General features: G+C 70.2%; 24 protein-coding genes. 13 read left to right on the top strand and 11 right to left on the bottom strand.

What is annotated here, in order from left to right:
- Positions 1 to 381 precede the first annotated feature (381 nt).
- The 3 genes from ACFRKB_RS26155 to ACFRKB_RS26165 all read right to left on the bottom strand — a co-directional run bounded on the left by ACFRKB_RS26155 (position 382) and on the right by ACFRKB_RS26165 (position 1,551).
- A complete protein-coding gene (locus ACFRKB_RS26155; RefSeq protein ID WP_383108874.1) occupies positions 382 to 504 on the bottom strand; it encodes a hypothetical protein in 123 nt (40 codons plus the stop codon).
- A gap of 197 nt (positions 505 to 701) precedes the next feature.
- A complete protein-coding gene (gene trxA, locus ACFRKB_RS26160) occupies positions 702 to 1,034 on the bottom strand; it encodes a thioredoxin (protein ID WP_383108876.1) in 333 nt (110 codons plus the stop codon).
- Positions 1,035 to 1,122: 88 nt separating this feature from the next.
- On the bottom strand, positions 1,123 to 1,551 hold the full coding sequence (locus ACFRKB_RS26165; protein ID WP_365977615.1) for a MerR family transcriptional regulator: 429 nt from the start codon (positions 1,549 to 1,551) through the stop codon (positions 1,123 to 1,125).
- 199 nt (positions 1,552 to 1,750) lie between these two features.
- Here ACFRKB_RS26165 and ACFRKB_RS26170 point away from each other — a divergent pair, with 199 nt between their 5' ends.
- Positions 1,751 to 3,223 (top strand): glycoside hydrolase family 16 protein, encoded by a 1,473-nt coding sequence (locus ACFRKB_RS26170; protein ID WP_383108877.1) that lies wholly within the window; start codon positions 1,751 to 1,753, stop codon positions 3,221 to 3,223.
- 259 nt (positions 3,224 to 3,482) lie between these two features.
- A complete protein-coding gene (locus ACFRKB_RS26175; RefSeq protein WP_383108878.1) occupies positions 3,483 to 3,770 on the top strand; it encodes a hypothetical protein in 288 nt (95 codons plus the stop codon).
- Between the two features lie 611 nt (positions 3,771 to 4,381).
- Here ACFRKB_RS26175 and ACFRKB_RS26180 read toward each other — a convergent pair.
- Positions 4,382 to 4,540, bottom strand: a complete 159-nt coding sequence (locus tag ACFRKB_RS26180) for a hypothetical protein (RefSeq protein WP_383108879.1) — start codon at positions 4,538 to 4,540, stop codon at positions 4,382 to 4,384.
- Between the two features lie 210 nt (positions 4,541 to 4,750).
- On the opposite strand from ACFRKB_RS26180, the gene ACFRKB_RS26185 reads away from it, so the two are divergent.
- Both ACFRKB_RS26185 and ACFRKB_RS26190 read left to right on the top strand, forming a co-directional pair.
- Complete coding sequence (locus tag ACFRKB_RS26185) at positions 4,751 to 5,224, top strand: SUKH-3 domain-containing protein (RefSeq protein WP_383108881.1); 474 nt, start codon at positions 4,751 to 4,753, stop codon at positions 5,222 to 5,224.
- An 87-nt stretch (positions 5,225 to 5,311) separates the two neighbouring features.
- Positions 5,312 to 6,289 (top strand): AraC-like ligand-binding domain-containing protein, encoded by a 978-nt coding sequence (locus tag ACFRKB_RS26190; protein ID WP_383108882.1) that lies wholly within the window; start codon positions 5,312 to 5,314, stop codon positions 6,287 to 6,289.
- A gap of 249 nt (positions 6,290 to 6,538) precedes the next feature.
- Here ACFRKB_RS26190 and ACFRKB_RS26195 read toward each other — a convergent pair whose 3' ends face one another.
- Positions 6,539 to 6,709, bottom strand: coding sequence for a hypothetical protein (locus tag ACFRKB_RS26195; RefSeq protein WP_383108883.1), 171 nt, complete (start codon positions 6,707 to 6,709; stop codon positions 6,539 to 6,541).
- A 21-nt stretch (positions 6,710 to 6,730) separates the two neighbouring features.
- A complete protein-coding gene (locus tag ACFRKB_RS26200) occupies positions 6,731 to 7,177 on the bottom strand; it encodes a methyltransferase domain-containing protein (RefSeq protein ID WP_383108884.1) in 447 nt (148 codons plus the stop codon).
- A 157-nt stretch (positions 7,178 to 7,334) separates the two neighbouring features.
- Here ACFRKB_RS26200 and ACFRKB_RS26205 point away from each other — a divergent pair, with 157 nt between their 5' ends.
- Positions 7,335 to 8,540: a cytochrome P450 gene (locus tag ACFRKB_RS26205; RefSeq protein ID WP_383108886.1), complete on the top strand. Its 1,206-nt coding sequence runs from the start codon at positions 7,335 to 7,337 to the stop codon at positions 8,538 to 8,540.
- Positions 8,541 to 8,714: 174 nt separating this feature from the next.
- Here the strand turns inward: ACFRKB_RS26205 and ACFRKB_RS26210 are convergent, their stop codons facing one another.
- The 3 genes from ACFRKB_RS26210 to ACFRKB_RS26220 form a co-directional block, all read right to left on the bottom strand.
- Complete coding sequence (locus ACFRKB_RS26210) at positions 8,715 to 10,073, bottom strand: MFS transporter (RefSeq protein WP_383109004.1); 1,359 nt, start codon at positions 10,071 to 10,073, stop codon at positions 8,715 to 8,717.
- A gap of 250 nt (positions 10,074 to 10,323) precedes the next feature.
- Positions 10,324 to 11,760, bottom strand: coding sequence for a glucarate dehydratase family protein (locus ACFRKB_RS26215; RefSeq protein WP_383108887.1), 1,437 nt, complete (start codon positions 11,758 to 11,760; stop codon positions 10,324 to 10,326).
- Positions 11,757 to 12,728 (bottom strand): 5-dehydro-4-deoxyglucarate dehydratase, encoded by a 972-nt coding sequence (locus ACFRKB_RS26220; RefSeq protein WP_383108888.1) that lies wholly within the window; start codon positions 12,726 to 12,728, stop codon positions 11,757 to 11,759. The genes ACFRKB_RS26215 and ACFRKB_RS26220 overlap by 4 nt, the downstream gene beginning before the upstream one ends.
- Positions 12,729 to 12,888: 160 nt before the next feature.
- Here ACFRKB_RS26220 and ACFRKB_RS26225 point away from each other — a divergent pair, with 160 nt between their 5' ends.
- Positions 12,889 to 13,683 carry an IclR family transcriptional regulator gene (locus ACFRKB_RS26225; RefSeq protein WP_383108890.1) on the top strand — a complete coding sequence of 265 codons (795 nt, stop codon included), beginning with the start codon at positions 12,889 to 12,891 and terminating at the stop codon, positions 13,681 to 13,683.
- Positions 13,684 to 13,877: 194 nt separating this feature from the next.
- Here ACFRKB_RS26225 and ACFRKB_RS26230 read toward each other — a convergent pair whose 3' ends face one another.
- On the bottom strand, positions 13,878 to 15,248 hold the full coding sequence (locus tag ACFRKB_RS26230; protein ID WP_383108891.1) for a cation:dicarboxylate symporter family transporter: 1,371 nt from the start codon (positions 15,246 to 15,248) through the stop codon (positions 13,878 to 13,880).
- A 136-nt stretch (positions 15,249 to 15,384) separates the two neighbouring features.
- Between ACFRKB_RS26230 and ACFRKB_RS26235 the strand changes: the two genes are divergently transcribed.
- The 5 genes from ACFRKB_RS26235 to ACFRKB_RS26255 all read left to right on the top strand — a co-directional run bounded on the left by ACFRKB_RS26235 (position 15,385) and on the right by ACFRKB_RS26255 (position 20,946).
- Positions 15,385 to 17,010, top strand: a complete 1,626-nt coding sequence (locus ACFRKB_RS26235; protein ID WP_383108892.1) for a sensor histidine kinase — start codon at positions 15,385 to 15,387, stop codon at positions 17,008 to 17,010.
- Positions 17,007 to 17,732, top strand: a complete 726-nt coding sequence (locus ACFRKB_RS26240) for a response regulator (protein WP_383108894.1) — start codon at positions 17,007 to 17,009, stop codon at positions 17,730 to 17,732. Before ACFRKB_RS26235 ends, ACFRKB_RS26240 begins: the two co-directional genes overlap by 4 nt.
- Before the next feature lie 97 nt (positions 17,733 to 17,829).
- Complete coding sequence (locus ACFRKB_RS26245) at positions 17,830 to 19,239, top strand: ABC transporter substrate-binding protein (RefSeq protein ID WP_383108895.1); 1,410 nt, start codon at positions 17,830 to 17,832, stop codon at positions 19,237 to 19,239.
- Positions 19,236 to 20,117 carry a carbohydrate ABC transporter permease gene (locus ACFRKB_RS26250; RefSeq protein WP_365977592.1) on the top strand — a complete coding sequence of 294 codons (882 nt, stop codon included), beginning with the start codon at positions 19,236 to 19,238 and terminating at the stop codon, positions 20,115 to 20,117. Before ACFRKB_RS26245 ends, ACFRKB_RS26250 begins: the two co-directional genes overlap by 4 nt.
- A gap of 1 nt (position 20,118) precedes the next feature.
- On the top strand, positions 20,119 to 20,946 hold the full coding sequence (locus tag ACFRKB_RS26255; protein ID WP_365977591.1) for a carbohydrate ABC transporter permease: 828 nt from the start codon (positions 20,119 to 20,121) through the stop codon (positions 20,944 to 20,946).
- A 307-nt stretch (positions 20,947 to 21,253) separates the two neighbouring features.
- Here ACFRKB_RS26255 and ACFRKB_RS26260 read toward each other — a convergent pair whose 3' ends face one another.
- Complete coding sequence (locus ACFRKB_RS26260; protein WP_383108896.1) at positions 21,254 to 22,279, bottom strand: ATP-dependent 6-phosphofructokinase; 1,026 nt, start codon at positions 22,277 to 22,279, stop codon at positions 21,254 to 21,256.
- A gap of 394 nt (positions 22,280 to 22,673) precedes the next feature.
- On the opposite strand from ACFRKB_RS26260, the gene pta reads away from it, so the two are divergent.
- Both pta and ACFRKB_RS26270 read left to right on the top strand, forming a co-directional pair.
- On the top strand, positions 22,674 to 24,749 hold the full coding sequence (pta, locus tag ACFRKB_RS26265; protein WP_383108898.1) for a phosphate acetyltransferase: 2,076 nt from the start codon (positions 22,674 to 22,676) through the stop codon (positions 24,747 to 24,749).
- A 32-nt stretch (positions 24,750 to 24,781) separates the two neighbouring features.
- Positions 24,782 to 26,047, top strand: a complete 1,266-nt coding sequence (locus ACFRKB_RS26270; RefSeq protein WP_383108899.1) for an acetate kinase — start codon at positions 24,782 to 24,784, stop codon at positions 26,045 to 26,047.
- Positions 26,048 to 26,059: the final 12 nt, after the last annotated feature.

The raw sequence follows: 26,059 nt of genomic DNA on the forward strand, positions 1-26,059 counted from the left end.
GCGGCCAGCACCACACAGACACACACCAGCACCAGCCAACGACGATCACCCCAGGTCAACGGCCAGAACCGAGCAAACGCGACCCGAGCCGTGAGAGTGGGAGCCGTAGGACGGGCGGGGTCGGCGAGGGGCGTAGGGCGGTCGAGGGGCGTAGGGCGGTCGAGGGGCGTGGGGCGGTCGAGGGGCGTGGGGCGGTCGAGGGGCGTGGGGGTGGCGCGGCGTCTGTGCCGGCCACGGCGCGGCCTCGGGGTGGGCTGGTCTTCGTACGAGGTCACTGTCGCTCCCGTTGAGGCCGGGCCGGATGGCGAGGGGCCGGATGGGGCAAGGCTGTGGGCCCGCGGCCGGATGCCGCGAGCCCACCGACGGTGCCGGGATCGGCCGTCAGCCACCGATCGGGCGGCGCTCGGGACGCCTCGGCGTCCGCCGCTTCGCGGAGACCGGCTTCCGCTCCGTTTCGCTGTCCTTGGAAACGCGCTTCAGCGGGGTGATCTTGCGCAGACTCATGGAATTCTCCCTCTACTCGTTCTCTCTCTTCACCGGAGCCGTTGTCCGGCTTCGATGAACAAGAACCTAAGGAGGGTCCCTGGGCGCGAAATAGAGATCAGCTGTGCTCGACCTGTCGGGAACATGAGAGATTTTTAAGGCGTTTTCGGGAACCGCCACGCCAATTGCTGTAGGAATTCGCCGCCCTACGCGACGCGTCAGACCACCTCTTCCAGTTCCTGGAGCAGCTTGCGCTTCGGCCGGGCTCCGACCATGGACTTCACCGGCTCGCCGGCCCGGAACACCATCAGTGTCGGCATCGCGAGGACCCCGTACCGCGCCGTGACCTCGGGGTTGCTGTCCACGTCGAGCTGGACGACCTTGAGCCGGCCGGCCTGCTCACCGGCCACGTCGCTCAGCACCGGCGCGAGCTGCCGGCAGGGGCCGCACCAGTCGGCGGTGAATTCCACGAGGACCGGGAGCCCGGCCTTGAGCACCTCGTTGTCGAAGTCCGCGTCCGTCACGGCGTCGACACCCTCTATCGCGATCATTTCTCTGTCTCTCCTCGATTGATGCGACTGAATTCCCGCGCGCTTTTGTGCGGCAGCAGCATTACGCGCCATCAGTTTGTGTGCGGCGTCAGTTTGTGTGCGGCGTCAGCTCGCACCGCGGTTCCGGACCGCCCGGCACCTCCGCTTCGGCCGCCAGCCCGGCGCGCGCCGCCTCCGCCTGGGCGAGCTGCGCCCCGACCTGGGCACGTACCGACTGAAGGTCACCGATCAGCCCGTCCAGCTCGGCGAGCTTGCGGCGGTAGACGGCGAGCGAGGCGGGGCAGGAGTCCCCGGCCGGATGCCCGGCGCGCAGGCACTCCACGAACGGCCGCGTCTCCTCCAGGTCGAACCCGAAGTCCTGAAGGGTCCTGATCTGCCGGAGGAGCCGCAGATCGCTCTCGTCGTATGTGCGGTAGCCGTTCACCGCGCGCCGGGCGGGCAGCAGCCCGCGTGACTCGTAGTAACGCAGCGTCCGCGTGGTCGTCCCCGCCCGCTCCGCAAGCTCGCCGATTCGCATGTCTTCGACCGTAATCCTTGACGCCGAGGTCAAGGCAAGGAGCGAGCCGGAAGGCATGGAGCGAGGCATTGACGGTGCGCCCGGGTGCCGTTACAAGACGTACTGAGAGCGCTCTCAGTCCCTTCCTCTCAGTCCCTTCCTCTCAGCCCCCTCAGTCTTCCTCAGTCCCCTCGGCACCATCCGCACCGGAGGTGTTTCCTTGAGAACGAGCCGCATCAGACGTACTTCCCGCACCGCTCCCCGCACCCCGCTCGTCGCCGCGATCCTCGCCATGGCCGTCGCACTGGCCGGCTTCATCGGCGTCACCGGCGCCGGCACCGCCCAGGGCGCGATACCGCCCGCACCCGGCTGGAACCTCCAGTGGGGCGACGACTTCAACGGCGCCGACCGCACCCCGCCCTCCGCCGCCAACTGGCAGACCGACACCGGCCATGGCTACCCCGGCGGGCCGGGCAACTGGGGCACCGGCGAGATCCAGAACTACACCGCCAGCCCCGACAACCTGAGCCTCGACGGCAATGGAAACCTCCGGATCACCCCGCTCAGGGACGGCGCGGGCAACTGGACCTCGGGCCGGATCGAGACCCGGCGCGCCGACTTCAAGGCTCCGGCGGGCGGCACCCTCCGTATCGAGGGCCGTATCCAGATGCCGAACGTGACGGGCGACGCCGCGCTCGGCTACTGGCCCGCCTTCTGGACCCTCGGCTCGCCGTACCGGGGCAACTACTGGAACTGGCCGGGCATCGGTGAGTTCGACATCATGGAGAACGTCAACGGGATCAACTCCGTCTGGGGCGTGCTGCACTGCGGGGTGAACCCGGGCGGCCCCTGCAACGAGACCACCGGACTCGGCGCCAGCCGCGCCTGCCCCGGGGCCAGTTGCCAGTCCGCGTTCCACACCTACCGCTTCGAGTGGGACCGTGCGGTCACCCCCAACGAGCTGCGCTGGTACGTGGACGACCAGCTCTTCCACACCGTGCGGCAGAACCAGATGGACGCCGGCACCTGGGCCAATATGACCGACCACGCCGGGTACTTCATCCTCCTCAACGTGGCGATCGGCGGCGCGTTTCCCGACGCGCTCGGCGGCCGGACCCCGACCGCCGCGACCGTCCCGGGCCGCCCCATGCTCGTCGACTACGTGGCCGTCTGGACCCGTGGCGGCACACCGACGGATCCTCCGACGGACCCGCCGCCCTCGGGCTCCTCGACGCTGTACGCGCGTACGGGCGCCGGTCTCGGCGACTCCACCGGTTCGGCCGCGTCGGCCACACTCGCCACGGCGGGCGGCGCCAACTACGACGGCACGCCGCACACCCCACAGGTCTTCACCTCCGGCGGGATCACCCGTACGTACAACGGCGGCGCCACCCAGTTCGACCTGTTCGTGGACGCGGGCACGTCGGTCGGCAACGGGCAGCAGGTGCGGGTGAGTTACGACCGTACGGGCGACGGCACCTGGGACCGTACGGAGACGTACGAGTACTTCGCGACCGACCCCGTCCCCGGCTATGAGCACTACACGCAGGCCAGGGGGCTGAAGTCGGCCACCGGATCGCACGGCGATCTGGTCAACGGGAAGGTACGGATCGAGGTCTGGAACGCCATCGGCACCGGCGCGAGCACGCTGGGCATCGGCAACCAGTCGGTGATCCGGATCCCGTTCGGCTGACGCGACGCGGGGTGGTCGGCCGGTACGGATCGTCGCATCCGTACCGGCCGGGCGCGGGGCTGAACTCGACGACAGGGCGCGGCGACAGGAGTCAGCCGCCGGAGCGCGGGGCGGTGATCCGTGCTTCGACCGGGATGTTCCGGTACCAGAAGCGGCACAGCCCTTCCCACAGCTCGCGTTCGGCCGCGCTGCCGAGCGCGTCGGGCGCGCCGCATCCAGGAGCAGCCCCCGGTAGAGGATGAGCAGGGAGTAGTCGGGGGTGCCGGGCGTCTTGGGCGACCGGCGCTCGCGCGTCCTGGCGATGAGCCGGTCCGCCGCCCAGGAGTGCACGAGGGCGTCCCCGAGCCGGGACCACAACGTCGGCATCGTCACCGAGTGGACCACCAGTGCTCCGACGTCGTTCAGCCACCACCGCACCGTCAGCGCGACGACGAGTTCGGCGACGATCACCACCAGGGCGGCCCGGACCAGCTCGGGCCTCGGTGCGCCGACTCCGGCCAGGAAGAGCGGGAGAGTACCGGCGCAGCAGGCGACGCGAGCCAGATGAAGGAGCATCAGAAGAACGGTCAACCCGACCACACACCCGCTCGGGCCGAACCGGGCACCGGTCGTCGGCTGCGGCCAGAACGCGGTCACGGATCCCAGCTCCTGCGGTGCGACCAGGGCGGCCAGCAGAGTCAGTCCGGCCAGCAGCAGCCCGCCCGCCCATCCGGTGAGCCATGGCCGCTCCAGCCACTGCGCCACCAGCCACTCGCCGGCGGAGCTGTGCGCGAACACGACGGCCCCCACGAGTGGCCCGGCCTGCGTGAGTCCGTGGATGCTGCGCCCGAAGGGCGGCAGATGCCGTCCGGCGTCGCTCCGTACCAGGCCAAGGACCATCAGCAGCCCGACAGCGAGCGGGAACGGACCGCGGGCGGAACCCGGAATGCCGTCCACCGCGGTGATCAGCAGAAGCGGCGCCAGAACCGCGAAGCCCCTGGCCGGCCAGGCCAGAAACCCCTGGCACCCCAGCACCTGAACATCCTCCTCGGGCGGCAGCCGATCCGTGGATCGCCGCGAAGCAGACATACCCTTCCCTGCCCTACGAGCCCCATCCGAGCCGGCCCAACAGCCACCACCCGCGCCCGCCCGCGATCCACCGCTCCGTCGGGGGCCGCATCACTCCCCCTTCATCCAGCTGGAGGCCCCGAAGAGAACGGTGACCCCGCCCACCGCCAAGGTCCACACGCTCAGCCACACCGGCGCGTCCATGACGAAATTCCCTACGCCCATCACGACGAGCCCGAACCCCTGAAGTAAGTGCTGCTTCGACGACATGCCGTTCCCCCGACCATGAGCCACCCCGGCCCACTCTGAACTCGTTGCGAATGAGGTCTTGTTGAGGCCCTGGTTGATGCCTTGTCGAGGCCTTGTTGGCCCGAGAATCACAGACAGCACCACAGCGCGCGGCAGGAACGCACAACAACCACCCCATCGGGCCCGGGGCGGTGGGCACGCCCCCCGGTCCCGATCTCGTGAGGACAGACGATGCCGATACTTTCCACAGCCGAAGAAGTGGACACGTGGCTGACAGAAGCCGGATGGCACCCGGGGCGTGACGTCGCGGAGGAAGCGGCCGCGGCGATCGCGGCCGTGGTCGAGCGTTACCGCTCTTACGGTGTGGACATCGAGCCTTCCGCGCCCGCCCTCGCTTTCATCCGGGAGCACGCGTTCCTTCGCGCCGTCATCGACACCGCTCCGGAGAACTTCGCGGTATTCACGCCGCGTCTCGTCTTCAAGGGAGACGCCGAGGAGGTCTCCGACCTTGCCGGAGATCTCGGCACGAAGCTCTTCCCGGTCGGATACGACACGTACGACGGCTCAACCCTGCTCATGGACGAAACCGGCCGGTTCTTCCTTTCGCACCACACCGGGGCATATCACCTCGGGTGCGAAAAGTACGAGGCACTGGTGAGCTTGACGAGCGGTGAACTGGAAGACGCAGAGGACCGCTTTGTCTGATCTTGTTCCCGGCGTGGCCGGAAGGGGGTCTTCCGTTGCGCCCGCTGTCGGTTCTGGCGGCTACGGTATCGCCGGGGAGGAGGCACCATGATGGAGACGGTTTTTCACAGCGATGACCTGCCGCCGACGGAGCGGCTGGCCCGCTTCGACGCGTTTCAGGTCGACAGTCCGCACCCGATGCGGGTGGAGAGCGGTGAGGCGGCGCGGTTCAGTGCCACGGCGCGGGCGCTGGACATCGCGGCCGTGAACGTCGTCGAGCTGACCTGCTCGCCTTCGGACGTACGGCGCACCCCGCGGCTGATCCGGCGGTGCGACCCCGAGCTGTACTCGGTCGTCTTCGCCCTGCGCGGCGGGATCGGTGTCGTCCAGTACGCCCGCGAGGCGGAGTTGGGACCGTTCGACTTCGCGCTGTACGACAGCTCGCGCCCCTTCGACGTGAAGATCGCCGCCAACCAGGGCACGGCCGCGCTCGTACGGGCCCACGTACCCCGCGCGCTGCTGCCCCTGCCGGCGGACCGGAGCGCGGAGCTGATGGCGGTGCCGCTTCCCGGCCGGGCGGGCATGGGGGCGCTGCTCACCCACTTCCTCACCAGCCTGACGACCGACTCCACCGCCTACCGGCCGGACGACGCCCCCCGGCTGGGTACGGTCGCCCTCGACCTGCTGACCGCGGTGCTCGCCCACCACCTCGAAGCCGAGGAGCGAGTGCCGGACGACTCCCGGCAGCGCGCGCTGCTGCTGCGCATCGAGGCGTTCGTACAGCAGCATCTGCACGACCCCGAGCTGTCACCCGGCGCCATAGCCGCCGCCCACCACATCTCCGTCAGTTACCTGCACCGCCTCTTCCGCACGCGCGACAGCACCGTCGCGGCCTGGATCCGCGACCAGCGCCTGGAACGCGCCCGCCGTGACCTCACCGACGGGACGCTGCGGACCGTACCAGTCCACCGGATCGCGGCCCGCTGGGGCTTCCCCGACCACGCCACCTTCACCCGCGCCTTCCGCGCCGCCTACGACCTCCCGCCCCGGGACTACCGCCACCGGGCCCTCGCGTCCCCGGCGTAGCCGGCCCGCACGTGGCCGCCGCCTCCCCCGTGGACGGCGGCCACGGAGGCCGGCACGCGACAGCGCGACCGTCGGCTGCCTCAACAAGGATGCGCGACGCAGCCGTTGCGGTCTTTGACGTGTGGTGGACAACTACTTGACGAAGCGTTCACTCCGGCGCGTGCCCCTCCCTAGAACTGCTCGCCGTTGTCAACGACGAAGGCGGGCCCGTGCGGGTTCTTGGAGGGCGGGTTCGGCCGCGTGATGGGTTTATTCCGGCGCGGTGTCCCGTACGACGGCGTACAGGCCGCGCCTCTTGGCGCCGTCCGGCAGGAGCCAGTCGGCGGTGACGTGACCCAGGGGCGGTGCGGCATGGGAGATCGGCTCGGCCTGCTCGGGGCGCAGCACGCGGATCAACCGGATGGTCAGCGGCCGGGCCAAGTCCACAGCTGCGGCACGGGGTCAGGTGAGGAAGGGTCCGGCCCCACGACCGTCCGCGCCGACGGTCAGCCGGACCAGCGCGCCTTGGTTGCTGTAGTGGGTGCCCCAGGGGGCAAGGACGATCCCGCCGGGTCGCGTCTGTTCCAGCCATGCGGCCGGGAAGCTCCGTACCCCCGCCGTGACGATCACCCGGTCGTACGGGGCCCCGGGCGGCCAGCCCTCCCGGCCGTCCCCCTCGATCAGTCGCGGGCCGAGTCCGGCACGGGTGAGCGCGGCCGAGGCGCTTGCCGCGACCGCCGGGGCGATCTCGACGCTCACCACGTTCCCGTTGCCCAGACGGTGCGCGAGGAGCCCGGCGTTCCAGCCGGTGCCAGTGCCCACCTCCAGCACCCGCGTACCGTCACTCACGTCCGAAGCGCCTCTCAGCAATTGAAGCAATCGCAGGTCGTCGGCACGAGGCGTTGGCAACTTCTCGCCGCCCGTCGGGGCGCGAACGGCCCCCGCCGCACGCCCCGCGCACGCCCGGCGCGGCTCGTACCCATTTGCCGCGCAGTAGGCATATCCCCGAAATGGGCGAGGTACTTATCCCTCGGCCACAACGTCCGCGCTCGTCCTGGAGTACGTGATGACCGAAATCGGGGAAACGACCACCTGTCCGTTCGACTTCAGCAAGGACCTGGACTTCGACCCCTCGCTCGGTGACCTCATGTCCCAGGGGCCCGTCACCCGGATCCGGCTGCCCTACGGCGAGGCGGACGCCTGGCTCGTCACGAACTTCGACGGGGTACGGCAGGTGACGACCGATCCCCGGTTCAGCCGCGCGGGGATCATGAGCCACAACTACCCCAGGATGACCCCGGAGCCGATCGTCTCCCCCGAGTCGGTCAATGTGATGGACCCGCCCGTCAGCAGCCGGCTGCGGCGGCTGGCCTCGCAGGCGTTCACGCCGCGGCATGTGGACCGGATGCGGCCCGCCGTCGAGGACATCGTCGATCAGCTCCTCGACGAGATGGCCGCGGACGGCCCGCCGGCCGATCTGGTCGGGCATCTGTCGAACAAGCTCCCCCAGCACACCATCTGCGAGTTGCTGGGCATCGCGGCGCCGGACAGGCCGCGCATGCAGGAGTACGCGCATCAGCTGCTGTCCACGGCCCCCGAGTCGCGTCAGGCGGCGGCGAATGCCAAGGCACAGCTGCGTGAGTACTTCGGCAGGCTGGTCGCGGAGCGGCGGCGCACGCCCGGGGACGATCTGATCAGCGCGCTGGCCGCCGCCAAGGACGGCGACGACGTCCTGGACGACAAGGACCTCGCGGTCATGTCGCTGACGCTCATGCTGAGCGGCCATGACACGGCGACCTGCCAGATCAGCAATATCGCGTACCTCCTGCTCACCCGCCCGGAGCTGATGGACCTGGTGCGCGGCCGGCCCGAGTCGCTCACGCAGGTACTGGATGAACTCCTCCGGTACATCCCCTTCCGCAAGGGCGTGGGCATCCCGCGCGTCGCCTTGGAAGACGTGGAGCTGGGCGGGGTGCAGATCAGGGCCGGTGACTTCGTCCATGTGTCGTATCTGACGGCGAACCGCGATCCGGAGCGGTTCGCCGACCCCGATGTCATCGACCCGCACCGTCCGCCCACTCCTCACATGACGTTCGGCTGGGGCGGGCACCGCTGTATCGCCGCCCCGCTGGCCATGGCGGAGCTGGAGGCCGCCATCGGACGTCTGGTGGTCCGCTTCCCGGGGCTGCGGCTCGCGGTGCCGGCCGAGGAGCTGCGCTGGGACACGGAGACGATCCGGCGCTTCCCGCACGAGCTGCCGGTGGCCTGGTAGGCAGCCCGCCCGGCCCGCCTGTTCCCGGCTCGCCTGTTCCCGGACCGCCCGTCCGTGCCACCGCCCCTTCCGTGCCGCTGCCGTCCGTACCGATGTCCGATCACATCGGTACGGACGGCAGGGGTACGGACGGCAGCGAGGCACGGACGGCAGCGGAGGCACGGACAGCAGGGGCTACGTCCCGATCGGCTCCGGGCCCGGCTTCGGTCCTGTCTTCGGTCCCGGCTCCGGACCCGGCCCCGGCTTCGGTCCCGGCTCAGGACCGAGCCGCGGACGGGCCGCCGCCTCCTCCCCCTCCCCCGTACGTCGCCGCCGTCGCGGGTCGTTGCGCCCGCCGCCCCGTACGAGCGCCACCGTCACCGCCGCGATGATCCCGACCACCGACAGACCGATCAGCCCGCCCTCGGTGCTGCCGGTCGTGTCCTCCAGGACACCGAAGACCGTCGGTGAGACGAATCCGCCCAGATTGCCGATGGAGTTGATGAGGGCGATCGCCGGGGCCGCGACCCGCGCGTCCAGATAGCTCTGCGGAATGGTCCAGAAGATGGGCGAGGACGTCTTGAAGCCCATCGCGGCGATACTCAGCGCGGCCAGGCCCAGCCAGGGCGACACGACCGTCGCCAGGAACGTGCCGACCGAGCCCGTGATCAGCGCGGCGACCAGGAACGGCCGACGTCTGCCCGTACGGTCCGAGGCGCGGCCCGATACGTACACCGCGCCGATCGCGCACAGCCACGGCACCGCGACCAGCAGGCCGACCTCGAAGTCCGAGAGCCCGCCGATGTCGTTCACGATGCTCGGCAGCCAGAACGTGACCGCGTACAGCGCGAGCGAGATCGCGAAGTAGATCCAGCAGAAGAGCAGCATCTGCGGATCCGCGAGCAGCTTCCACCGGGAGACGCGCTCGGTGCCGCGGCCGGCGGACCGGGCCGACTGCTCGGCGTCGACCGCGGCGGTCAGGGCCGTCTTCTCCGTGTCGGTGAGCCAGGTGGCGTCCTCGACCCGGGAGTCCAGGAAGCGGAAGACGACGAAGCCCAGCACGACGGAGGCCATGCCCTCGATGAAGAACATCCACTGCCAGCCGCTGTGCCCGGCGAGCCCGTGCATCTCCAGCAGCGCGCCCGACAGCGGTCCGGCGATGACGGAGGCGGTGCCCGAGCCCATGAGGAAGATCGCGGTGGCCCGGCCCCGGTCGGCGTCGGGCAGCCAGCGCGTGAAGTAGTAGATGACGGCCGGGAAGAATCCGGCCTCGGCGACACCGAGCAGGAAGCGCAGTACGTAGAACATCTCGGCGCTGTTGACGAAGGCCATCGCCGAGGCGACCAGCCCCCACGTGATCATGATCCGGGTGAGCCAGACCTTGGCGCCGAACCGTTCCAGCAGCATGTTGCTGGGCACTTCGAAGACCGCGTACGCGACGAAGAAGAGCCCGGCACCGAAGCCGAAGGCCCCGGCGGAGAGACCGACGTCGGCACGCAACTGGTCCTGTGCGAAGCCGATGTTGACGCGGTCGATGTAGTTGGCGACGAACATCACGAAGAAGAGCGGGACGACGCGCCGGAAGATCTTGTGGACGGCGGTCCTGACCGCTGGATCCTGTGGCACGGAGGGATCGGAGGAGGAGGGATCGGGGGCGGACTCGGGGACGGGGACTGGAGATGCGGTCACGTACGGCTCCGTAACGTGAGGGACAGGTGGGACAGCTGGGGCATACGAGGATGAGGGGATCAGGGGATGAGCGGAGATGCGGAGATGGGGAGCGGAGGCAGCAGCAGAGCGCGCGTTACCAGCGCGGGACCGAGGGCGTCACCCAGTCCGGGTCGGCCACCCGCATCGCGGCGGCGTCGTCGCGCTCGCGCATCGTGCCGTCGTCGTCCAGCCAGCGGCGGTGGAGTACGGCGAGCCGCTCACGGTCGAGTTCGACGCCGAGTCCCGGCGCGTCCGGCACGTCCAGGCAGCCGTCGGTGAAGGTCAGGCGCGCCTTCGCGCTGTCCGTGATGACGTCCTCGGTCTGCCAGGGGTAGTGGCTGTCGCAGGCGTAGTCGAGGTTGGGGACGGTGGCGGCGACATGGGTCATCGCGGCCAGGCTGATGCCCAGATGGGTGTTGGAGTGCATGGACAGGCCCACGCCGAAGGCGCGGCAGATGGCCGCCAGTTCGCGGGTGTTGCGCAGGCCGCCCCAGTAGTGGTGATCGCTCAGCACCACCTGGACGGCGCCGCGCGTGAACGCCTCACGGATCTCACCGAAGGTGGTCACACACATGTTGGTGGCCAGTGGGACACCGGCCCGGCCCGCGACCTCGGCCATGTTCGGCGTGGTGCTGGTGGGGTCCTCCAGATACTCCAGGACATCGCGCAGCTCGTCGGCGACCTTGAGCGATGTCTCCACGGACCAGGCGCCGTTGGGGTCGAGCCGCAGCGGCTGCCCGGGGAAGCGCTCGGCCAGGGCGCGGACGGCGGCGATCTCCTCGGCAGGCTCGTACACCCCGCCCTTGAGCTTGAAGGAGGTGAAGCCGTAGTCGCGGGAGAAGCGTTCGGCCTGGGCGACCACCCCGGCCGGGTCGACGGCGGCGTCCCAGTCGTCGGGCTCGCCCGCGCCGTCCGGGTGCCCGGCCCAGCGGTAGAAGAGGTACGCGCTGTACTCGACGCGGTCGCGGACCTTGCCGCCGAGCAGTGCGTGTACGGGCAGACCGACGGCCTTGCCCCAGGCGTCCAGGCAGGCGACCTCGAAGCCGGAGACGACCGAGAGCCGCAGCTTGTCGGCGGTCTGCACGCCGCGCAGACCGCCGACGTCCACGGAGTCCTCCACCCGCGAGGAGTCGACCGTGATCCGGCCGGCGAGGGTGAGAAGCCCGTTCAGGTCGGTGACGCTGCGCCCGGGGAGCTGTTCGGCGAACGGCCGTGCCAGCTCCAGGTACTTCGTGTCGCCATAGGTCTCGCCGACGCCGGTCACACCGTCGGCGGTCACCACCTCCACGATCAGCCGGGGGGTGTAGGGCTGGTGCACGCCCTGGGTGTTGAGGAGCGGCGGGTCGGAGACGAGGATCGGGGTGAGCCGTACCTCGGCGATCGTGAGATCTGCGGGTGTCGCGACGGCGGAGGTCCCGGCGGACACATCTGTCACGGTGGTCTCAGCCGCCTCGGTCGCCTCTGTCACCTCTGCCACCTCTGTCGTCTCGGTCGCCTCTGTCGTCTCGGTCATCGCGGTCGTCTCGGTCATCGCGTCGTCGCTCCTACGAGGTCGAGTCCGGTGGCGAGCAGTTCTTCGAGGGCCGCGAGATCGTCCGGTCCCGGGTCCGTGAGCGGTGCCCGCACCGGTCCGACCGGCCGCCCGCGCAGCCGCGCCGCGGCCTTGACCAGCGAGACCGCGTAACCGGTGGCGCGGTCGCGCAGCTCGACGAGCGGCACGTAGAAGTCCCGCAACAGCCGCTCGACAGCCGCGTCGTCGCCGTCCCGCAGCGCGGCGAAGAAGGCGTTGGCGATCTCGGGCGCGAAGGCGTGGACGGCGGAGGAGTACGCGGTGATGCCGATGCTCGCGTACGGCCTCGCCTGGACCTCGGCGGTGGCGGCGCCGTTGAAGAAGAGGAAGTCCTCCGGCACGGCCAGCTTGAGGCGTTGCAGCCGGTCGAGGTCGCTATGGCCGTCCTTGAGGCCGATGACCCCGGGGATCGCGGCCAGTTCGCGGACGCTGTCGACGCCGAAGGCGACCTGGTCGCGCTGGTAGGCGATGAGCGGCAGCCGGGTACGGGCCGCGATCTGGCGCAGCTGCGCCACCAGGCCGGCCCGCGGCGCCTTGACCAGGTAGTGCGGCAGGACGAGCGCGGCGTCCGCGCCGGCCTCCTCCGCGATCCGGGCGAAGCGCGCGGCCTGCGCCCAGCCGTAACCGATCCCGGCGACGACCGGCAGCCGGCCGCCGGCCTCCCGCACGGACGCGGTGATCACCTGCCGGTACTCGTCCTCGTCGAGGGAGAAGAACTCCCCGGTGCCGCACGCGGGGAAGAGCGCCCCGGGGCCCGTCTCGATCTGGGCGGCGAGGTAGTCGCGGAACGCGCGCAGATCGAGCGCCGGGCCGCCGGGCCCGCCCCGTTCGCCGGTGAAGCTGGTGAGCGGGAAGGAGAGCACCCCCTTCGCCATGCCGTCGCGCAGCCGCGCCGTCGTCGTCGCCGCGTCGGCCGTGAGGGCCACCATGCGATCGTCTCCCTATGTAGATGATGTCTACGTATGAAGATGGAGGTTAGGGAGGTGGACCAGGGCCGTCAATACCTCCGACGGAAGAGGCTGAGCGCCGGCCGAAGAGGCCGAGCCGGTGCCGATAGAGGCCGAGCCGGTGCCGATTACGATCTGAGCCATGTCCGACGACAGCGGCGGCGTACGCGAAGTGAAGTCGGCGGCCCGCACCGTCGAGCTGCTGGAAGTCCTCGCGGCCCGGGGCGACCGCCCCGCCCGGCTGCGCGAGCTCGCCGAGGAGCTGGGCGTACCGCGCAGCAGCATGTACGCCCTGCTCCAGACGCTGATCGACCATGGCTGGGTCCGTACGGACACCACCGGATCGCTGTACGGCATCGGTATCCGGGCGCTGCTCACGGGCACCAGCTATCTCGACGCCGACCCGCGCGTGCGCGCCGCGCGCCCGTTCCTGGACGAGGCGTCCGACGCGCTCGGCGAGACGATTCACCTCGCCCGGCTGGACGGCGGCGATGTCGTCTATCTCGCCACCCGCGAGTCGCACGAGTATCTGCGCCCGGTCAGCCGGGTCGGCCGCAGACTGCCGGCGCACGCCGGGGCGCTCGGCAAGGCGCTGCTCGCGGAACGCGACCCGGACGGGTTGCCGCTGCCGGAGGGCCCGCTGAAGCGGCTGACCCCCAATACCCACCCCGACCGCGCGTCACTCACCGAGGATCTGGCGCGGGTACGGAAGCGCGGCTTCGCGATCGACCGGGAGGAGGGCATGGCGGGCATCACGGGCTTCGGCTTCGCGCTGCGCTACGACGTACCCGCCACGGACGCCGTCAGCTGTTCGGTGCCGACGACGCGTCTGACGGAGGAGCACGAGCGGCGGATCGTCGCGGTCATGCGGGAGATCAGGGCCAAGATCGAGGCGGCGGCACCGAGGGCGGCGGGCTCGGCGCCGCAGTGGCGGTAGGGCCAGCACTCACGCCGCCATACAAACGAGCCGCCCCTCAGGCCCCCACCCCCCATGCCCCTCACGCCCCCAGAACGACAGACCGGCCGCACGGAAGCGTCTCCGTACGGCCGGTCTTCGTGGGGCCGGGGTGATGGGGGAAGACCCCGGCCGGGATCATGGTGCGAGAGGTGCGAGAGGTGCGAGAGGGGGGATCAGACCCCCGCCTTGTCCGCCTTCTCCAGGCCGCGCTGCTCGGGCACGTCCTGCGCTCCGTCCCCGGACGTGTCCGCCGGAGCGTGGTCGTCCACGAGGGTCTTCTCGTCGAACGGGATGTTTCCGGCCAGCACCTCGTCCACGCGGCCCTTGTCGATCTCCTTGGTCCACGTACCGATCAGGACCGTGGCGACCGCGTTGCCCGCGAAGTTCGTCATGGCACGCGCCTCGCTCATGAAGCGGTCGATACCGACGATCAGACCGACACCGTCGACCAGCTCGGGCCGGTGCGACTGGAGGCCGCCGGCCAGCGTCGCCAGACCCGCGCCGGTGACACCCGCCGCACCCTTCGACGCGATGATCATGAAGAGGAGCAGCGAGATCTGCTCGGCGATCGAGAGCGGGTTGCCCATGCCCTCGGCGATGAAGAGCGAGGCCATCGTCAGATAGATGGCCGTGCCGTCCAGGTTGAAGGAGTAGCCGGTCGGGACGGTGATACCGACGACGGGCTTGCTGACACCCAGGTGCTCCATCTTCGCGATGAGGCGCGGCAGCGCCGACTCGGAGGACGAGGTCGAGAGGATCAGCAGGAACTCGCGGCCCAGGTACTTCAGCAGCGAGAAGATGTTCACGCCCGCGACCACCCGCAGCAGCGCGCCGAGGACGAGGAAGACGAAGAGCGCGCAGGTGATGTAGAAGCCGATCATGATGATCGCGAGCGACTTCAGCGCGTCGAGGCCGGTCTCGCCGACCACCGCCGCGATGGCACCGAAGGCACCCACCGGCGCGGCCCACATGATCATCGCGAGCATCCGGAAGACCAGGCGCTGGATGTGCCCGATACCGCGCAGCACCGGCTCGCCCGCGGAGCCCATGGCCTGGAGCGCGAAGCCCGCCAGCAGCGCGACCATCAGCGTCTGGAGGACCGAGCCCTCGGTGAAGGCCGAGACGATCGTCGTGGGGATGATGCCGAGCAGGAAGTCCGCGGTGGACTCGCTCGCACCGGTCGCCTGGGCCGCGCCCGCTTCACGGGTGGCCTCGGTGAGGTGGAGACCCGAACCGGGCTCCAGGATGTTGCCGACGACCAGGCCGATGGCCAGGGCCATGGTCGACATCACCATGAAGTAGCCGAGGGCGAGCCCGCCGACCGCGCCGACCTTGGCGGCCTTCCTGACCGACCCGACCCCCAGCACGATGGTGCAGAAGATCACGGGCGAGATCATCATCTTGATGAGATTCACGAAGCCGGTACCGATCGGCTTCAGTTCGACGGCCACACCAGGAGCCGCGAAGCCCACCAGAATGCCGAGCGCGACGGCGACGATCACCGCGATGTACAGATAGTGGGTACGGTCCCGCCTTGCGGCCACGGGTCCTCCTCGACTCGTCTCCTGCGTATCCCCCGTCCCTGTCCCGAGGGGTCCCGGTGACTATCCACCACCGTGTGACACCGGTCACCCTTACGTTCATTTCGTTCATATGAATCCGGCCAGGCATTCTTGTTTCATGCATCTGCCGCGCCCCCGCAGTCTCGCCGCCCAGCTCTTCGCGATGCAGGTCGTGCTGGTCGCGGCCGTCGTCGCGGGCTGCGCGGTCTTCGCGTTCGTCACCGGCCGCGCCCATGCGGACGAGACCGCGCGCAAGCAGGTTCTGGCCACGGCGCACGCGCTCGCCGACTCTCCGTCGGTACGCGAGGCGATCCGTACCCCCGATCCGAGCGCCGCACTCCAGCCGTACGCGGAGCGCGTGCGGCTGGACACCGGCATCGACTTCATCACGATCATGAACCCGAAGGGGATCCGCTGGACGCACCCCGACCCGGCGCAGATCGGGATGCCCTTCCTGGGCCGTACGGCGCCGGCGCTGCGCGGGCAGACGTTCACCGAGACCTACACGGGCACGCTCGGCCCCTCGGTCCGGGCGGTCACTCCCGTACGGGACGGCGACCGGATCACCGGTCTGGTCAGCGTCGGGATCACCGTGGACCGGATCTCCAGCGAGGTCACCGAGCAGGTCAGGGTGCTGGCCCTGGCGGCGGGCGCGGCCCTGGTGCTCGGCGGCCTGGGTACGTATGTGATCAACGCGCGGCTGCGCCGGCACACCCACGGGATGAACGCGGCGGAGCTGAGCCGGATGCACGACTACCACGAGGCGGCGCTGCACGCCGTGAGCGAGGGACTGCTGATGCTCGACGGCGGGCGCAGGATCGCGCTGATGAACGACGGCGGGCGCGAGCTGCTCGGTCTGGACGACTCCGCGGTGGGCCGTCCCATCGCGGAGCTGGGGCTGCCCGTACCGCTCACCGGCGCGCTGCTGGCCTCGGAGCCCCGGGTGGACGAGGTGCATATGACCGCCGACCGGGTGGTGGTCGTGAATACGCGCCCGGTGGTCGGCGGGGAGCAGCGCGGTACGGTCGTCACCTTGCGCGACCACACCGAACTCCAGGCGCTGTCGGGCGAGTTGGACTCGGAGCGGGGCTTCACCCAGGCCCTGCGCTCACAGGCGCACGAGGCGGCCAACCGGCTGCACACGGTGGTCTCGCTGATCGAACTGGGACGGGTGGAGCAGGCGGTGGAGTTCGCCACGGCGGAGCTTGAGCTGGCGCAGGCGCTCACCGACCGGGTGGTCGGAGCGGTCGGCGAGCCGGTCCTCGCGGCCCTCCTGCTGGGGAAGGCGGCGCAGGCCAATGAACGCGGTGTGGAGCTGGAGCTCGCCGAGAACAGCCGGATCGACGACGGCGTCCTCCCCTCGACGCTGTCGGCCCGCGATCTGGTGACCATCCTGGGCAATCTGATCGACAACGCGATGGACGCGGCACAGGGCGGCGAGGGCGCGCGGATCACCGTGACGGCGCTGGTGGAGGACGGCGAACTGCTGCTGGGCGTACGGGACACCGGCGCCGGGGTGGCCCCCGGCGACATGGACGAGGTGTTCCGGCGCGGCTGGTCGACCCGGGGCCCCGGGCGCGGTCTCGGCCTGGCGCTCGTACGGCAGGCGGTGCACCGCGCGAACGGGACGGTGCGGCTCGCGGAGGGCCCGGAGGGCGGCGCGGAGTTCACCGTACGGCTGCCGCTGGCCGGACGGCCGCCCGCCGCCAGAAGCGCCCACGACGGGATGGAGGCGGCCCGGTGAGCCCCAGCCCCACAGGCCCCACCGGTCCAGGAGACCCCGGTGGTACGGCGATCCGTGTCCTCGTGGTCGAGGACGATCCGGTCGCGGCGGACGCCCATCAGCTGTACGTCGGCCGGGTGCCCGGGTTCTCCGTCGCGGGCGTCGCCCACTCGCGGGTGGAGGCCGGCCGGCTGCTGGAGCGTACGGACATCGATCTGATCCTCCTCGATCTGTACCTCCCGGACGGGCACGGCCTCCAGCTCCTGCGCAGCCTGCGGGCCGGCGGGCACCACGCGGATGTCATCGCGGTCACCTCGGCGCGCGATCTCGCGGTGGTACGGGAGGGCGTGTCGCTCGGGGTCGTCCAGTACGTACTGAAGCCCTTCACCTTCGCGACCCTCCGCGACCGGCTCGTCCGGTACGCCGAGTTCCGGGCCGCGGCCGGCGAGGCGAGCGGCCAGGAGGAGGTGGACCGGGCGCTCGGCGCGCTCCGGGCGCCGCAGCCCTCCTCGCTGCCGAAGGGGCTGAGCGCCCCGACGCTGGAGGCGGTGACCCGTACGCTGCGCGCGTCGGCCACGGGTCTCACCGCCGCCGAGGCCGGGGCGGAGGTGGGGATCTCCCGGATCACCGCGCGCCGCTATCTGGAGCACCTGGTCACCAACGGGCGGGCGCAGCGCAGTCCGCAGTACGGCCAGGTGGGGCGCCCCGAGCTCCAGTACCGCTGGCTCTCCTCGGCCCGCTGACCGGCCCGCGATCCGGGCGGGCCGTACCGGCCGCGACCCCCGTCACCGTACGCCGGGGCGCCAACTAATCGACCCTGCACGGGGATTGACCTTGGTAATGGCCCAGTCCTACGGTCGCCGGGCAGCCCACCGCGGCTCAAAGGAGGTCGTGCCCGTGCGCCCCACCGCCCCGCTGATCCTCGTCGCCGTGCTCGCCGCCGGTTCGCTCACGGCGTGCGGCGGCGGTTCAGGCAGCGATCCCGACACCGTCAAGGTCGCCTACAACCGCTCCACCGACAACAAGATCCGCTTCAAGGACAACTATCTGGAGTCCGTGAAGAAGCAGTTCGAGAAGGCCAACCCGGGCAAGAAGGTCGAACTCATCCCGATCCAGGCCCCGGACAACGACTACGCCACCAAGGCGCAGCAGATGATGCGCTCCCCGAAGACCGCCCCGGACCTGGTCTACGAGGACACCTTCCGGATCAACTCCGACATCAAGGCCGGCTATCTGCGCCCGCTGGACGACTACCTGTCGAAGTGGGCCGACTGGGACCAGTTCGTCGACACGGCGAAGACGGCGGCCAAGGCGGAGGACGGCAAGACGTACGGGGTCCCCGACGGCACCGACACCCGCGGCCTCTGGTTCAACAAGGAGATCTTCGCCAAGGCGGGCCTGCCCGCCGACTGGCAGCCCAAGAACTGGGCGGAGATCCTGGACGCGGCCCGTACCGTCAAGCGGAAGGTCCCCGGGGTCATCCCGCTGAACGTCTACACCGGCAAGGGCCCCGGCGAGGCCGCCGTGATGCAGGGCTTCGAGATGCTCCTGTACGGCACGGGCGCCGACCCGCTCTACGACCCCTCCGCGAAGAAGTGGGTGGCGGGCGGTCAGGGCTTCCAGGACGCGCTGGGCTTCGTACGGACGGTGTACGGCGAGAAGCTCGGTCCCGATGTCTCCGACGCCCTCGACCCCAACATCGGCACGCGCGTCGCCACGGAGTGGTTCCCGGAAGGGAAGCTGGCGATCTCCCTGGACGGATCCTGGATGGGCCAGAACTGGATCAACAAGGGCCCCAAGGAGTGGCCGGACTGGTCAAAGGATCTCGGGCAGACACCGATGCCGACACAGCACGGGCAGGCGCCGGGCAAGGTGTCGATGTCGGGCGGCTGGACGTGGGCGATCCCGTCGAAGGCCAAGAACCCCGATCTGGCCTGGGAGTTCATCAAGACCCAGCAGACCAGGGAGAACGCGGTCGAGTGGGACGTCGTCGGCGCGCAGATCGCCGTACGGAAGGACGTGGCGGCCGATCCGCGCTACCTCAAGTCCATGCCGGGCATCGCGTTCTTCACCGGGCTGGTGGAGTTCACGCACTACCGCCCGGCGCTGCCCGTCTATCCGCAGGTCTCCACGGCGATCGGCGAGGCGATGGAGACGGTGACCACGGGTGACGGCTCACCGCAGCAGGCGGCGCAGGAGTACGACGCCCAGCTGAAGACCCTCACCGACGGCGCGGTGGTCAGCAGGTGAGCACCGCGCACGCGGGGCGCCAGCAGGGCCGGCTGTGGCGCTGGGTGCCGCTGGCTCCCGCCACGCTCCTGCTGGTGCTCTTCCTGGCCGGCCCCATCGCCTACTGCGTCTGGATCGCCTTCACCAACACACAGCTGACCGGCTCGTCCTCCTCGGACTTCGTGGGCCTGGCGAACTTCCGCCGGGCCTTCGCCGACGAGAACTTCCGTAACGCCGTCTGGCTGACGCTGGTCTTCACCTTCGTCTCCTCCATCGTCGGCCAGAACACCCTGGGACTCGCCCTCGCCGGCCTGATGCGGGCCGCGTCCCGGCCGGTCCGTACGCTCACCGGCGCCCTCGTCATCGCCGCGTGGGTACTGCCGGAGATCGTCGCGGCGTTCCTGCTCTACGCGTTCTTCCGGCGCGAGGGAACGCTCAACGCGATCCTGGACTGGCTCCAGCTCCCCTCCCAGAACTGGCTGTACACGCTGCCGATCCTGGCGGTGTCCTTCGCCAACGTCTGGCGCGGCACGGCGTTCTCGATGCTGATCTACTCCGCCGCGCTCTCCGAGATCCCCAAGGACATCACGGAGGCGGCGCAGGTCGACGGCGCGAGCGGGGTGCGCAGGCTGTGGCACATCACCCTGCCGATGATCCGCCGCTCCATCGGCACGAACCTGATGCTCAACACGCTCTCCACCCTCTCCGTCTTCGGCCTGATCTGGGCGATGACGCGCGGCGGCCCCGGCAACCGCAGCCAGACCCTGCCGGTCTTCATGTACGACCAGGCGTTCCAGAAGAGCCTGATCGGTTACGGAACGGCGGTCGCGCTGCTGCTCCTGCTGGTCGGCTCGCTCTTCTCCCTCGTCTATCTGCGCCTGATGAGGGTGGAGGTGTGACGTGCTGAACCGACGCGCCCGCACCCGCCTCTCGGCGGACGCCGCCCTCCTCCTGACCGCCGCCGCGTTCGCCCTGCCGCTGCTCTGGCTGGCCCTCGCCTCGGTCGACGCCGACGCGGATCTGCGGGTACGGGCCCCCTCGTCACTCACCGGCGACAACTTCACCGCGGTCCTCACCGACGAGATCACCTTCACGCCGATGCTCAACAGCCTGCTGCTGTGCGGCAGCGCGACGATCCTGACCGTGATCTGCGCGGCGCTCGCGGCGTACCCGCTCTCGCGCTACCGCTCCCGCTTCAACCGGCCCTACCTGCTGACGATCCTGTTCACGACCTGCCTCCCGATCACGGCGATCATGGTGCCGGTGTACGGGCTGTTCGTCCAGGTCGACCTGATCGACACCACGTACGGCACGTCCCTGTTCCTCGCCACGTCCCAACTGCCGTTCTCCATCTGGCTGATGAAGAACTTCATGGACGGGGTACCGACGGTCCTCGAAGAGGCGGCCTGGACGGACGGGGCGTCGAACTTCCAGACGCTGACGCGGGTGGTGCTGCCGCTGATGGGGCCGGGGGTGACCGTGGTGACGATCTACACCTTCATCCAGCTGTGGGGGAACTTCTTCGTCCCCTTCATGCTGCTGCTGACTCCGGACCAACTGCCCGCGTCCGTTTCGATCTTCACGTTCTTCGGGAACTACGGGTCGGTGATCTACGGTCAGCTGGCGGCGTTCTCGATCTTGTACTCGGCGCCGGTGCTGATCTTGTACGTGCTGATCTCGCGGCGGCTGGGGGGAGGGTTCGCGCTGGGCGGCGCGGTTAAGGGGTAGCGGCGGTGGGGTGCGGTCTCGTTGTCGCGGGCCGTGGGCCCGCTCGCCCCCGCACACGGCCGGGCCGGGCCGGGCCGGTCCGTGACGGGCGGTGAAGGGGGGCGCGCAGGGGTCGTGTCCGGGACACCAAAGCGTGATGTGTGGCGCGCGACCGCCCGCCTTCTGACTGTGGCCAGATCCGCGCCGTACGGGGGTCCGGGGGTGTCCCCCGGGAAAGCACAGCATGCCGTCCCGGGCGCGAGCCCCGGAGCGCACCCCGGCGACAACCCGCACCGCACCACCGGCCCGAGCCGAAACGTACCCCTCCTCAGAACACGGACTCCGCTTCGAACATTCTGTTCTCCGGCACCGTCTTCAGCTGCGTCACCGCCTCCGCCAGCGGCACCATCTCCACCGTCGTCCCCCGCAGCGCCGTCATCCGCCCGAACTCCCCCCGGTGCGCCGCCTCCACCGCGTGCCAGCCGAACCTCGTCGCCAGCACCCTGTCGTACGCCGTCGGCGTACCCCCGCGCTGGACGTGGCCCAGGATGACCGGCCTTGCCTCCTTGCCCAGGCGGCGTTCCAGTTCGCCCGCCAGTACGTTGCCGATGCCCCGGAAGCGCTCGTGGCCGAACTGGTCGATCTCGCCCTTGGCGTACTCCATGGAGCCCTGCGCGGGATGCGCGCCCTCCGCGACGCAGATGACCGCGAACTTCTTGCCGCGCGAGAACCTCGCCTCGACCATCTTGACCAGGCTGTCGACCTCGAAGGGCCGCTCCGGCAGGCAGATCCCGTGCGCGCCGCCCGCCATCCCGGATTCCAGCGCGATCCAGCCCGCGTGCCGGCCCATGACCTCGACGACCATGACCCGCTGGTGGGACTCGGCGGTGGTCTTGAGCCGGTCGATCGCTTCCGTGGCGACCATCACCGCGGTGTCGAAGCCGAAGGTGCGGTCCGTGGAGTAGATGTCGTTGTCGATGGTCTTGGGGACGCCGACGACGGGCATCCCGGCGTCGGAGAGCAGCCGCGCCGCGGTCAGTGTGCCCTCGCCGCCGATGGGGATGAGCGCGTCGATGCCGTACCGGCGGGCCAACTCGGCGCAGTTCTCCGCCGCTTCGCGGAGCCGGCCGCGCTCCAGCCTGGCCGAGCCGAGGATCGTACCGCCACGGGCCAGAATGCCGCTGACGGCGTTCAGGTCCAGTGGCCGGAAGTGGCCGTCGAGCAGCCCCTTGAAGCCGTCCTCGAAGCCGATGACCTCATCTCCGTGCCCGGTCATGGCCCGGTGCACGACCGAACGGATCACTGCGTTGAGGCCCGGACAGTCGCCGCCTGCGGTGAGAACTCCGATACGCATCGTGCTGTGTCTCCTGCTCGCTAGTGCTCGCCAGTGCTGTGCTTGTCCGGGAAAGGAGAGCCCCGGGCTTGAGCGGTCCGATCCTCCCACGCGTGATCGGGGCCACGTGCCGACCGCTCGGGCGGCGATCGCGGCTCCGGCGGTTTCGCCGGGCGGTGCCCGGATACCCGGTCAGGGGGGTCCGTTCGGCCGGTAGGACGGGTCCGACCTGCGGTTTTCCGGCGCCGGGCGGTGTCCCGTACTCCCCGGGCGACGTAACCACCCCCGGAGGTATTGTCAAGAGGGCATTGCCACCCTAACGGGAATTGTTGTGCACAGGAGCCGGGACCTCCTACGGCCCGCGGGGCCGCCCCGTCGGGGTGGGACGTCCCCTGAGCAGGGACGGAGAGCACGCGTGACGCGCAGCGTGTACGTGACCGGGATCGACCGCGGGGACGGCCGCCAGGTCGTGGAGCTGGGAGTCATGGAGCTACTGACCCGCCAGGTGGACCGGGTGGGGGTGTTCCGTCCGCTGGTCCATGACGGCCCCGACCGGCTCTTCGAGCTGTTGCGGTCCCGCTACCGGCTGTCACAGGATCCGGCGACGGTGTACGGGCTCGACTATCACGAGGCGTCCGCGCTCCAGGCGGAGCGGGGCACCGACGAGTTGGTCTCGCGGCTGGTCGAGCGGTTCCACCGGGTGGCGCGGGAGTACGAGGTCGTGCTCGTGCTCGGTACGGACTTCGCGGCGACGCAGCTGCCCGACGAGCTGTCGCTCAACGCCCGGCTCGCGAACGAGTTCGGCGCGTCCGTGATACCCGTGGTGGGCGGCAAGGGGCAGACGGCCGAGTCCGTACGGGCCGAGGCGCGCAACGCCCACCGCGCGTACCAGGTGCTGGGCTGCGATGTGCTGACCATGGTCGTCAACCGTGTGGCCGCCGAGGACCGCGAGGCGATCGCCGAAGGGCTGGCGGCCCAGCTCCCGGTCCCCTGCTATGTGCTGCCGGACGAGCCGGCGCTGGCGGCTCCGACGGTCGCGCAGATCACGGCGGCCCTGGGGGGCACGGTGCTGCTCGGGGACGACTCGGGCCTGGCGAGGGACGCGCTGGACTTCGTCTTCGGCGGCGCGATGCTGCCGAACTTCCTGGGCGCGCTGACCCCCGGCTGCATGGTGGTCACCCCCGGCGACCGCGCCGATCTGGTCGTGGGGGCGCTCGCCGCCCACTCCGCGGGCACGCCGCCCATAGCGGGGGTGCTGCTCACGCTCGACGAGCGTCCCGGGGACTCCATACTGACCCTGGCCGCGCGGCTCGCGCCCGGTACGCCGGTGGTCTCGGTACCCGGCCGCTCCTTCCCCACGGCCGCCGAACTCTTCGGCCTGGAAGGGAAGTTGAACGCCGCGACGCCACGCAAGGCGGAGACCGCGCTCGGCCTGTTCGAGCGGCATGTGGACACCGCCGCGCTGCTGGCCCGGATGTCGGTGGCCCGCAGCGGCCGGGTGACGCCGATGATGTTCGAGCACGAACTGCTGGAGCAGGCCCGCGCGCACCGCCGTCGTGTCGTACTGCCCGAGGGCACCGAGGAGCGGGTGCTGCGCGCCGCCGATGTGCTGCGGCGCCGCGATGTGTGCGAGCTGACGCTCCTCGGCGATACGGACATCATCCGGAAGAAGGCGGCCGATCTCGGTATCGATCTCTCCGCGACACAGCTGATCGACCCGGCCACCTCGGAGCTGCGCCAGCGCTTCGCCGAGCGCTACGCGGAACTGCGCGCCCACAAGGGTGTGTCGGTGGAGCTGGCGTACGACGTGGTGGCGGACGTCAACTACTTCGGCACACTGATGGTGCGGGAGGGGCTGGCCGACGGCATGGTCTCGGGCTCCGTGCACTCGACGGCCGCGACCATCCGCCCCGCCTTCGAGATCATCAAGACCCGCACGGACGCCTCCATCGTCTCGTCGGTCTTCTTCATGTGCCTCGCCGACAAGGTGCTGGTGTACGGCGACTGCGCGGTGAACCCGGATCCGGACGCGGCGCAGCTCTCGGACATCGCCGTCCAGTCCGCCGCCACCGCCGCCCGCTTCGGGGTCGAGCCGCGGATCGCGATGCTCTCGTACTCCACGGGCACGTCGGGCTCGGGCGCGGATGTCGACAAGGTGCGCGAGGCCACGGAGCTGGTGCGCGGGGCGCGGCCGGATCTGCGGATCGAGGGGCCGATCCAGTACGACGCGGCGGTCGAGCCGTCCGTCGCGGCGACCAAGCTGCCGGAGTCGGAGGTGGCGGGCCGGGCGACGGTGCTGATCTTCCCGGACCTGAACACCGGTAACAACACCTACAAGGCCGTGCAGCGCTCGGCCGGCGCCGTGGCCGTGGGCCCGGTGCTCCAGGGGCTGCGCAAGCCGGTCAACGACCTGTCGCGCGGAGCGCTCGTGCAGGACATTGTGAATACGGTGGCGATCACCGCGATCCAGGCGCAGGGCGAGGGCGTGTGAGCCCCGCCGCACACCGCGCCGACCACGACTCCATGACTACGACAGAAGGCCGACAGCCCGTGACCGCGCACACCTCCGCCACCCGTGTCCTCGTCCTCAACTCCGGTTCCTCGTCGGTGAAGTACCAGCTGCTGGAGATGCGGGACGGCTCCCGGCTCGCGGCCGGTCTGGTGGAGCGCATCGGTGAGGAGACCTCCCGTCTGGTGCACACCCCGCTGACCGAGGGGCTCGGCGGCAGGCGTGAGCGTACGGGGAGGATCGCCGACCACGCGGCGGCGCTGGAGGCGGTCGCGGAGGAACTGGCGCACGACGGGCTGGGGATCGATGCGCCTGATCTGGCGGCCATCGGCCACCGGGTCGTCCACGGCGGGCTGAAGTTCAGCGAGCCGACGATCGTCGACGACGCCGTGCTCAAGGAGATCGAGCGGTTGGTGCCGGTGGCGCCGCTGCACAATCCGGCGAACCTCACCGGGATCCGTACGGCGCGGCGGCTCCGTCCCGATCTGCCGCAGGTCGCGGTCTTCGACACCGCGTTCCACACGACGATGCCGGAGTACGCGGCGCGGTACGCGATCGACACGGCGACGGCCGACGCGCACCGTATCCGCCGCTACGGATTCCACGGCACGTCGCACGCGTATGTCTCCCGGAAGACCGCCGAGTTGCTCGGCAAGGATCCGTCCGAGGTGAATGTGATCGTCCTGCATCTCGGCAACGGCGCGTCGGCGTCCGCGGTCGAGGGCGGGCGGTGCGTGGACACCTCGATGGGGCTGACTCCGCTGGAGGGCCTGGTGATGGGGACGCGTTCCGGGGACATCGATCCCGCGGTCACGTTCCATCTGAAGCGTGTGGCCGGAATGTCCGTTGACGAGATCGATGAACTTCTGAACAAGAAGAGCGGTCTGGTCGGCCTCTGCGGGGACAACGACATGCGGGAGATCCGGCGCAGGGTCGACGCGGGCGACGAGCGGGCGGCGCTCGCGTTCGACATCTATATCCACCGGTTGAAGAAGTACATCGGCGCCTATACCGCGGTGCTCGGCCGGGTGGACGCGGTGGTCTTCACGGCGGGTGTGGGTGAGAACGCGGCGCCGGTGCGGGAAGCTGCCGTAGCGGGTCTGGAGAATCTGGGCCTGGCGGTGGACCCGGAGCGCAATACCGTACGTTCCGACAGGCCGCGAATCATCTCGCCGGAGTCCGCGGGGACCGTGGTGGCCGTGGTCCCGACGGACGAGGAACTGGAGATCGCCCGGCAGACCTTCGCACTGGTCGGCGAGGGTCGAACGGTCGACGCCTGAGCGGCCACCCGC

The sequence above is a fragment of the Streptomyces scopuliridis genome (assembly GCF_042790125.1).
GTDB lineage: Bacteria > Actinomycetota > Actinomycetes > Streptomycetales > Streptomycetaceae > Streptomyces > Streptomyces scopuliridis_A.

Bases quoted from the DNA above. Each gene is read 5' to 3' on its own strand.
- ACFRKB_RS26155 (WP_383108874.1), bottom strand. From the start codon at position 504: ATGAGTCTGCGCAAGATCACCCCGCTGAAGCGCGTTTCCAAGGACAGC.
- trxA (WP_383108876.1), bottom strand. From the start codon at position 1,034: ATGATCGCGATAGAGGGTGTCGACGCCGTGACGGACGCGGACTTCGAC.
- ACFRKB_RS26165 (WP_365977615.1), bottom strand. From the start codon at position 1,551: ATGCGAATCGGCGAGCTTGCGGAGCGGGCGGGGACGACCACGCGGACG.
- ACFRKB_RS26180 (WP_383108879.1), bottom strand. From the start codon at position 4,540: ATGTCGTCGAAGCAGCACTTACTTCAGGGGTTCGGGCTCGTCGTGATG.
- ACFRKB_RS26185 (WP_383108881.1), top strand. From the start codon at position 4,751: ATGCCGATACTTTCCACAGCCGAAGAAGTGGACACGTGGCTGACAGAA.
- ACFRKB_RS26190 (WP_383108882.1), top strand. From the start codon at position 5,312: ATGATGGAGACGGTTTTTCACAGCGATGACCTGCCGCCGACGGAGCGG.
- ACFRKB_RS26205 (WP_383108886.1), top strand. From the start codon at position 7,335: ATGACCGAAATCGGGGAAACGACCACCTGTCCGTTCGACTTCAGCAAG.
- ACFRKB_RS26210 (WP_383109004.1), bottom strand. From the start codon at position 10,073: ATGTTCGTCGCCAACTACATCGACCGCGTCAACATCGGCTTCGCACAG.
- ACFRKB_RS26215 (WP_383108887.1), bottom strand. From the start codon at position 11,760: ATGACCGAGACGACCGCGATGACCGAGACGACAGAGGCGACCGAGACG.
- ACFRKB_RS26220 (WP_383108888.1), bottom strand. From the start codon at position 12,728: ATGGTGGCCCTCACGGCCGACGCGGCGACGACGACGGCGCGGCTGCGC.
- ACFRKB_RS26225 (WP_383108890.1), top strand. From the start codon at position 12,889: ATGTCCGACGACAGCGGCGGCGTACGCGAAGTGAAGTCGGCGGCCCGC.
- ACFRKB_RS26235 (WP_383108892.1), top strand. From the start codon at position 15,385: ATGCATCTGCCGCGCCCCCGCAGTCTCGCCGCCCAGCTCTTCGCGATG.
- ACFRKB_RS26245 (WP_383108895.1), top strand. From the start codon at position 17,830: ATGGCCCAGTCCTACGGTCGCCGGGCAGCCCACCGCGGCTCAAAGGAG.
- ACFRKB_RS26260 (WP_383108896.1), bottom strand. From the start codon at position 22,279: ATGCGTATCGGAGTTCTCACCGCAGGCGGCGACTGTCCGGGCCTCAAC.
- ACFRKB_RS26270 (WP_383108899.1), top strand. From the start codon at position 24,782: ATGACTACGACAGAAGGCCGACAGCCCGTGACCGCGCACACCTCCGCC.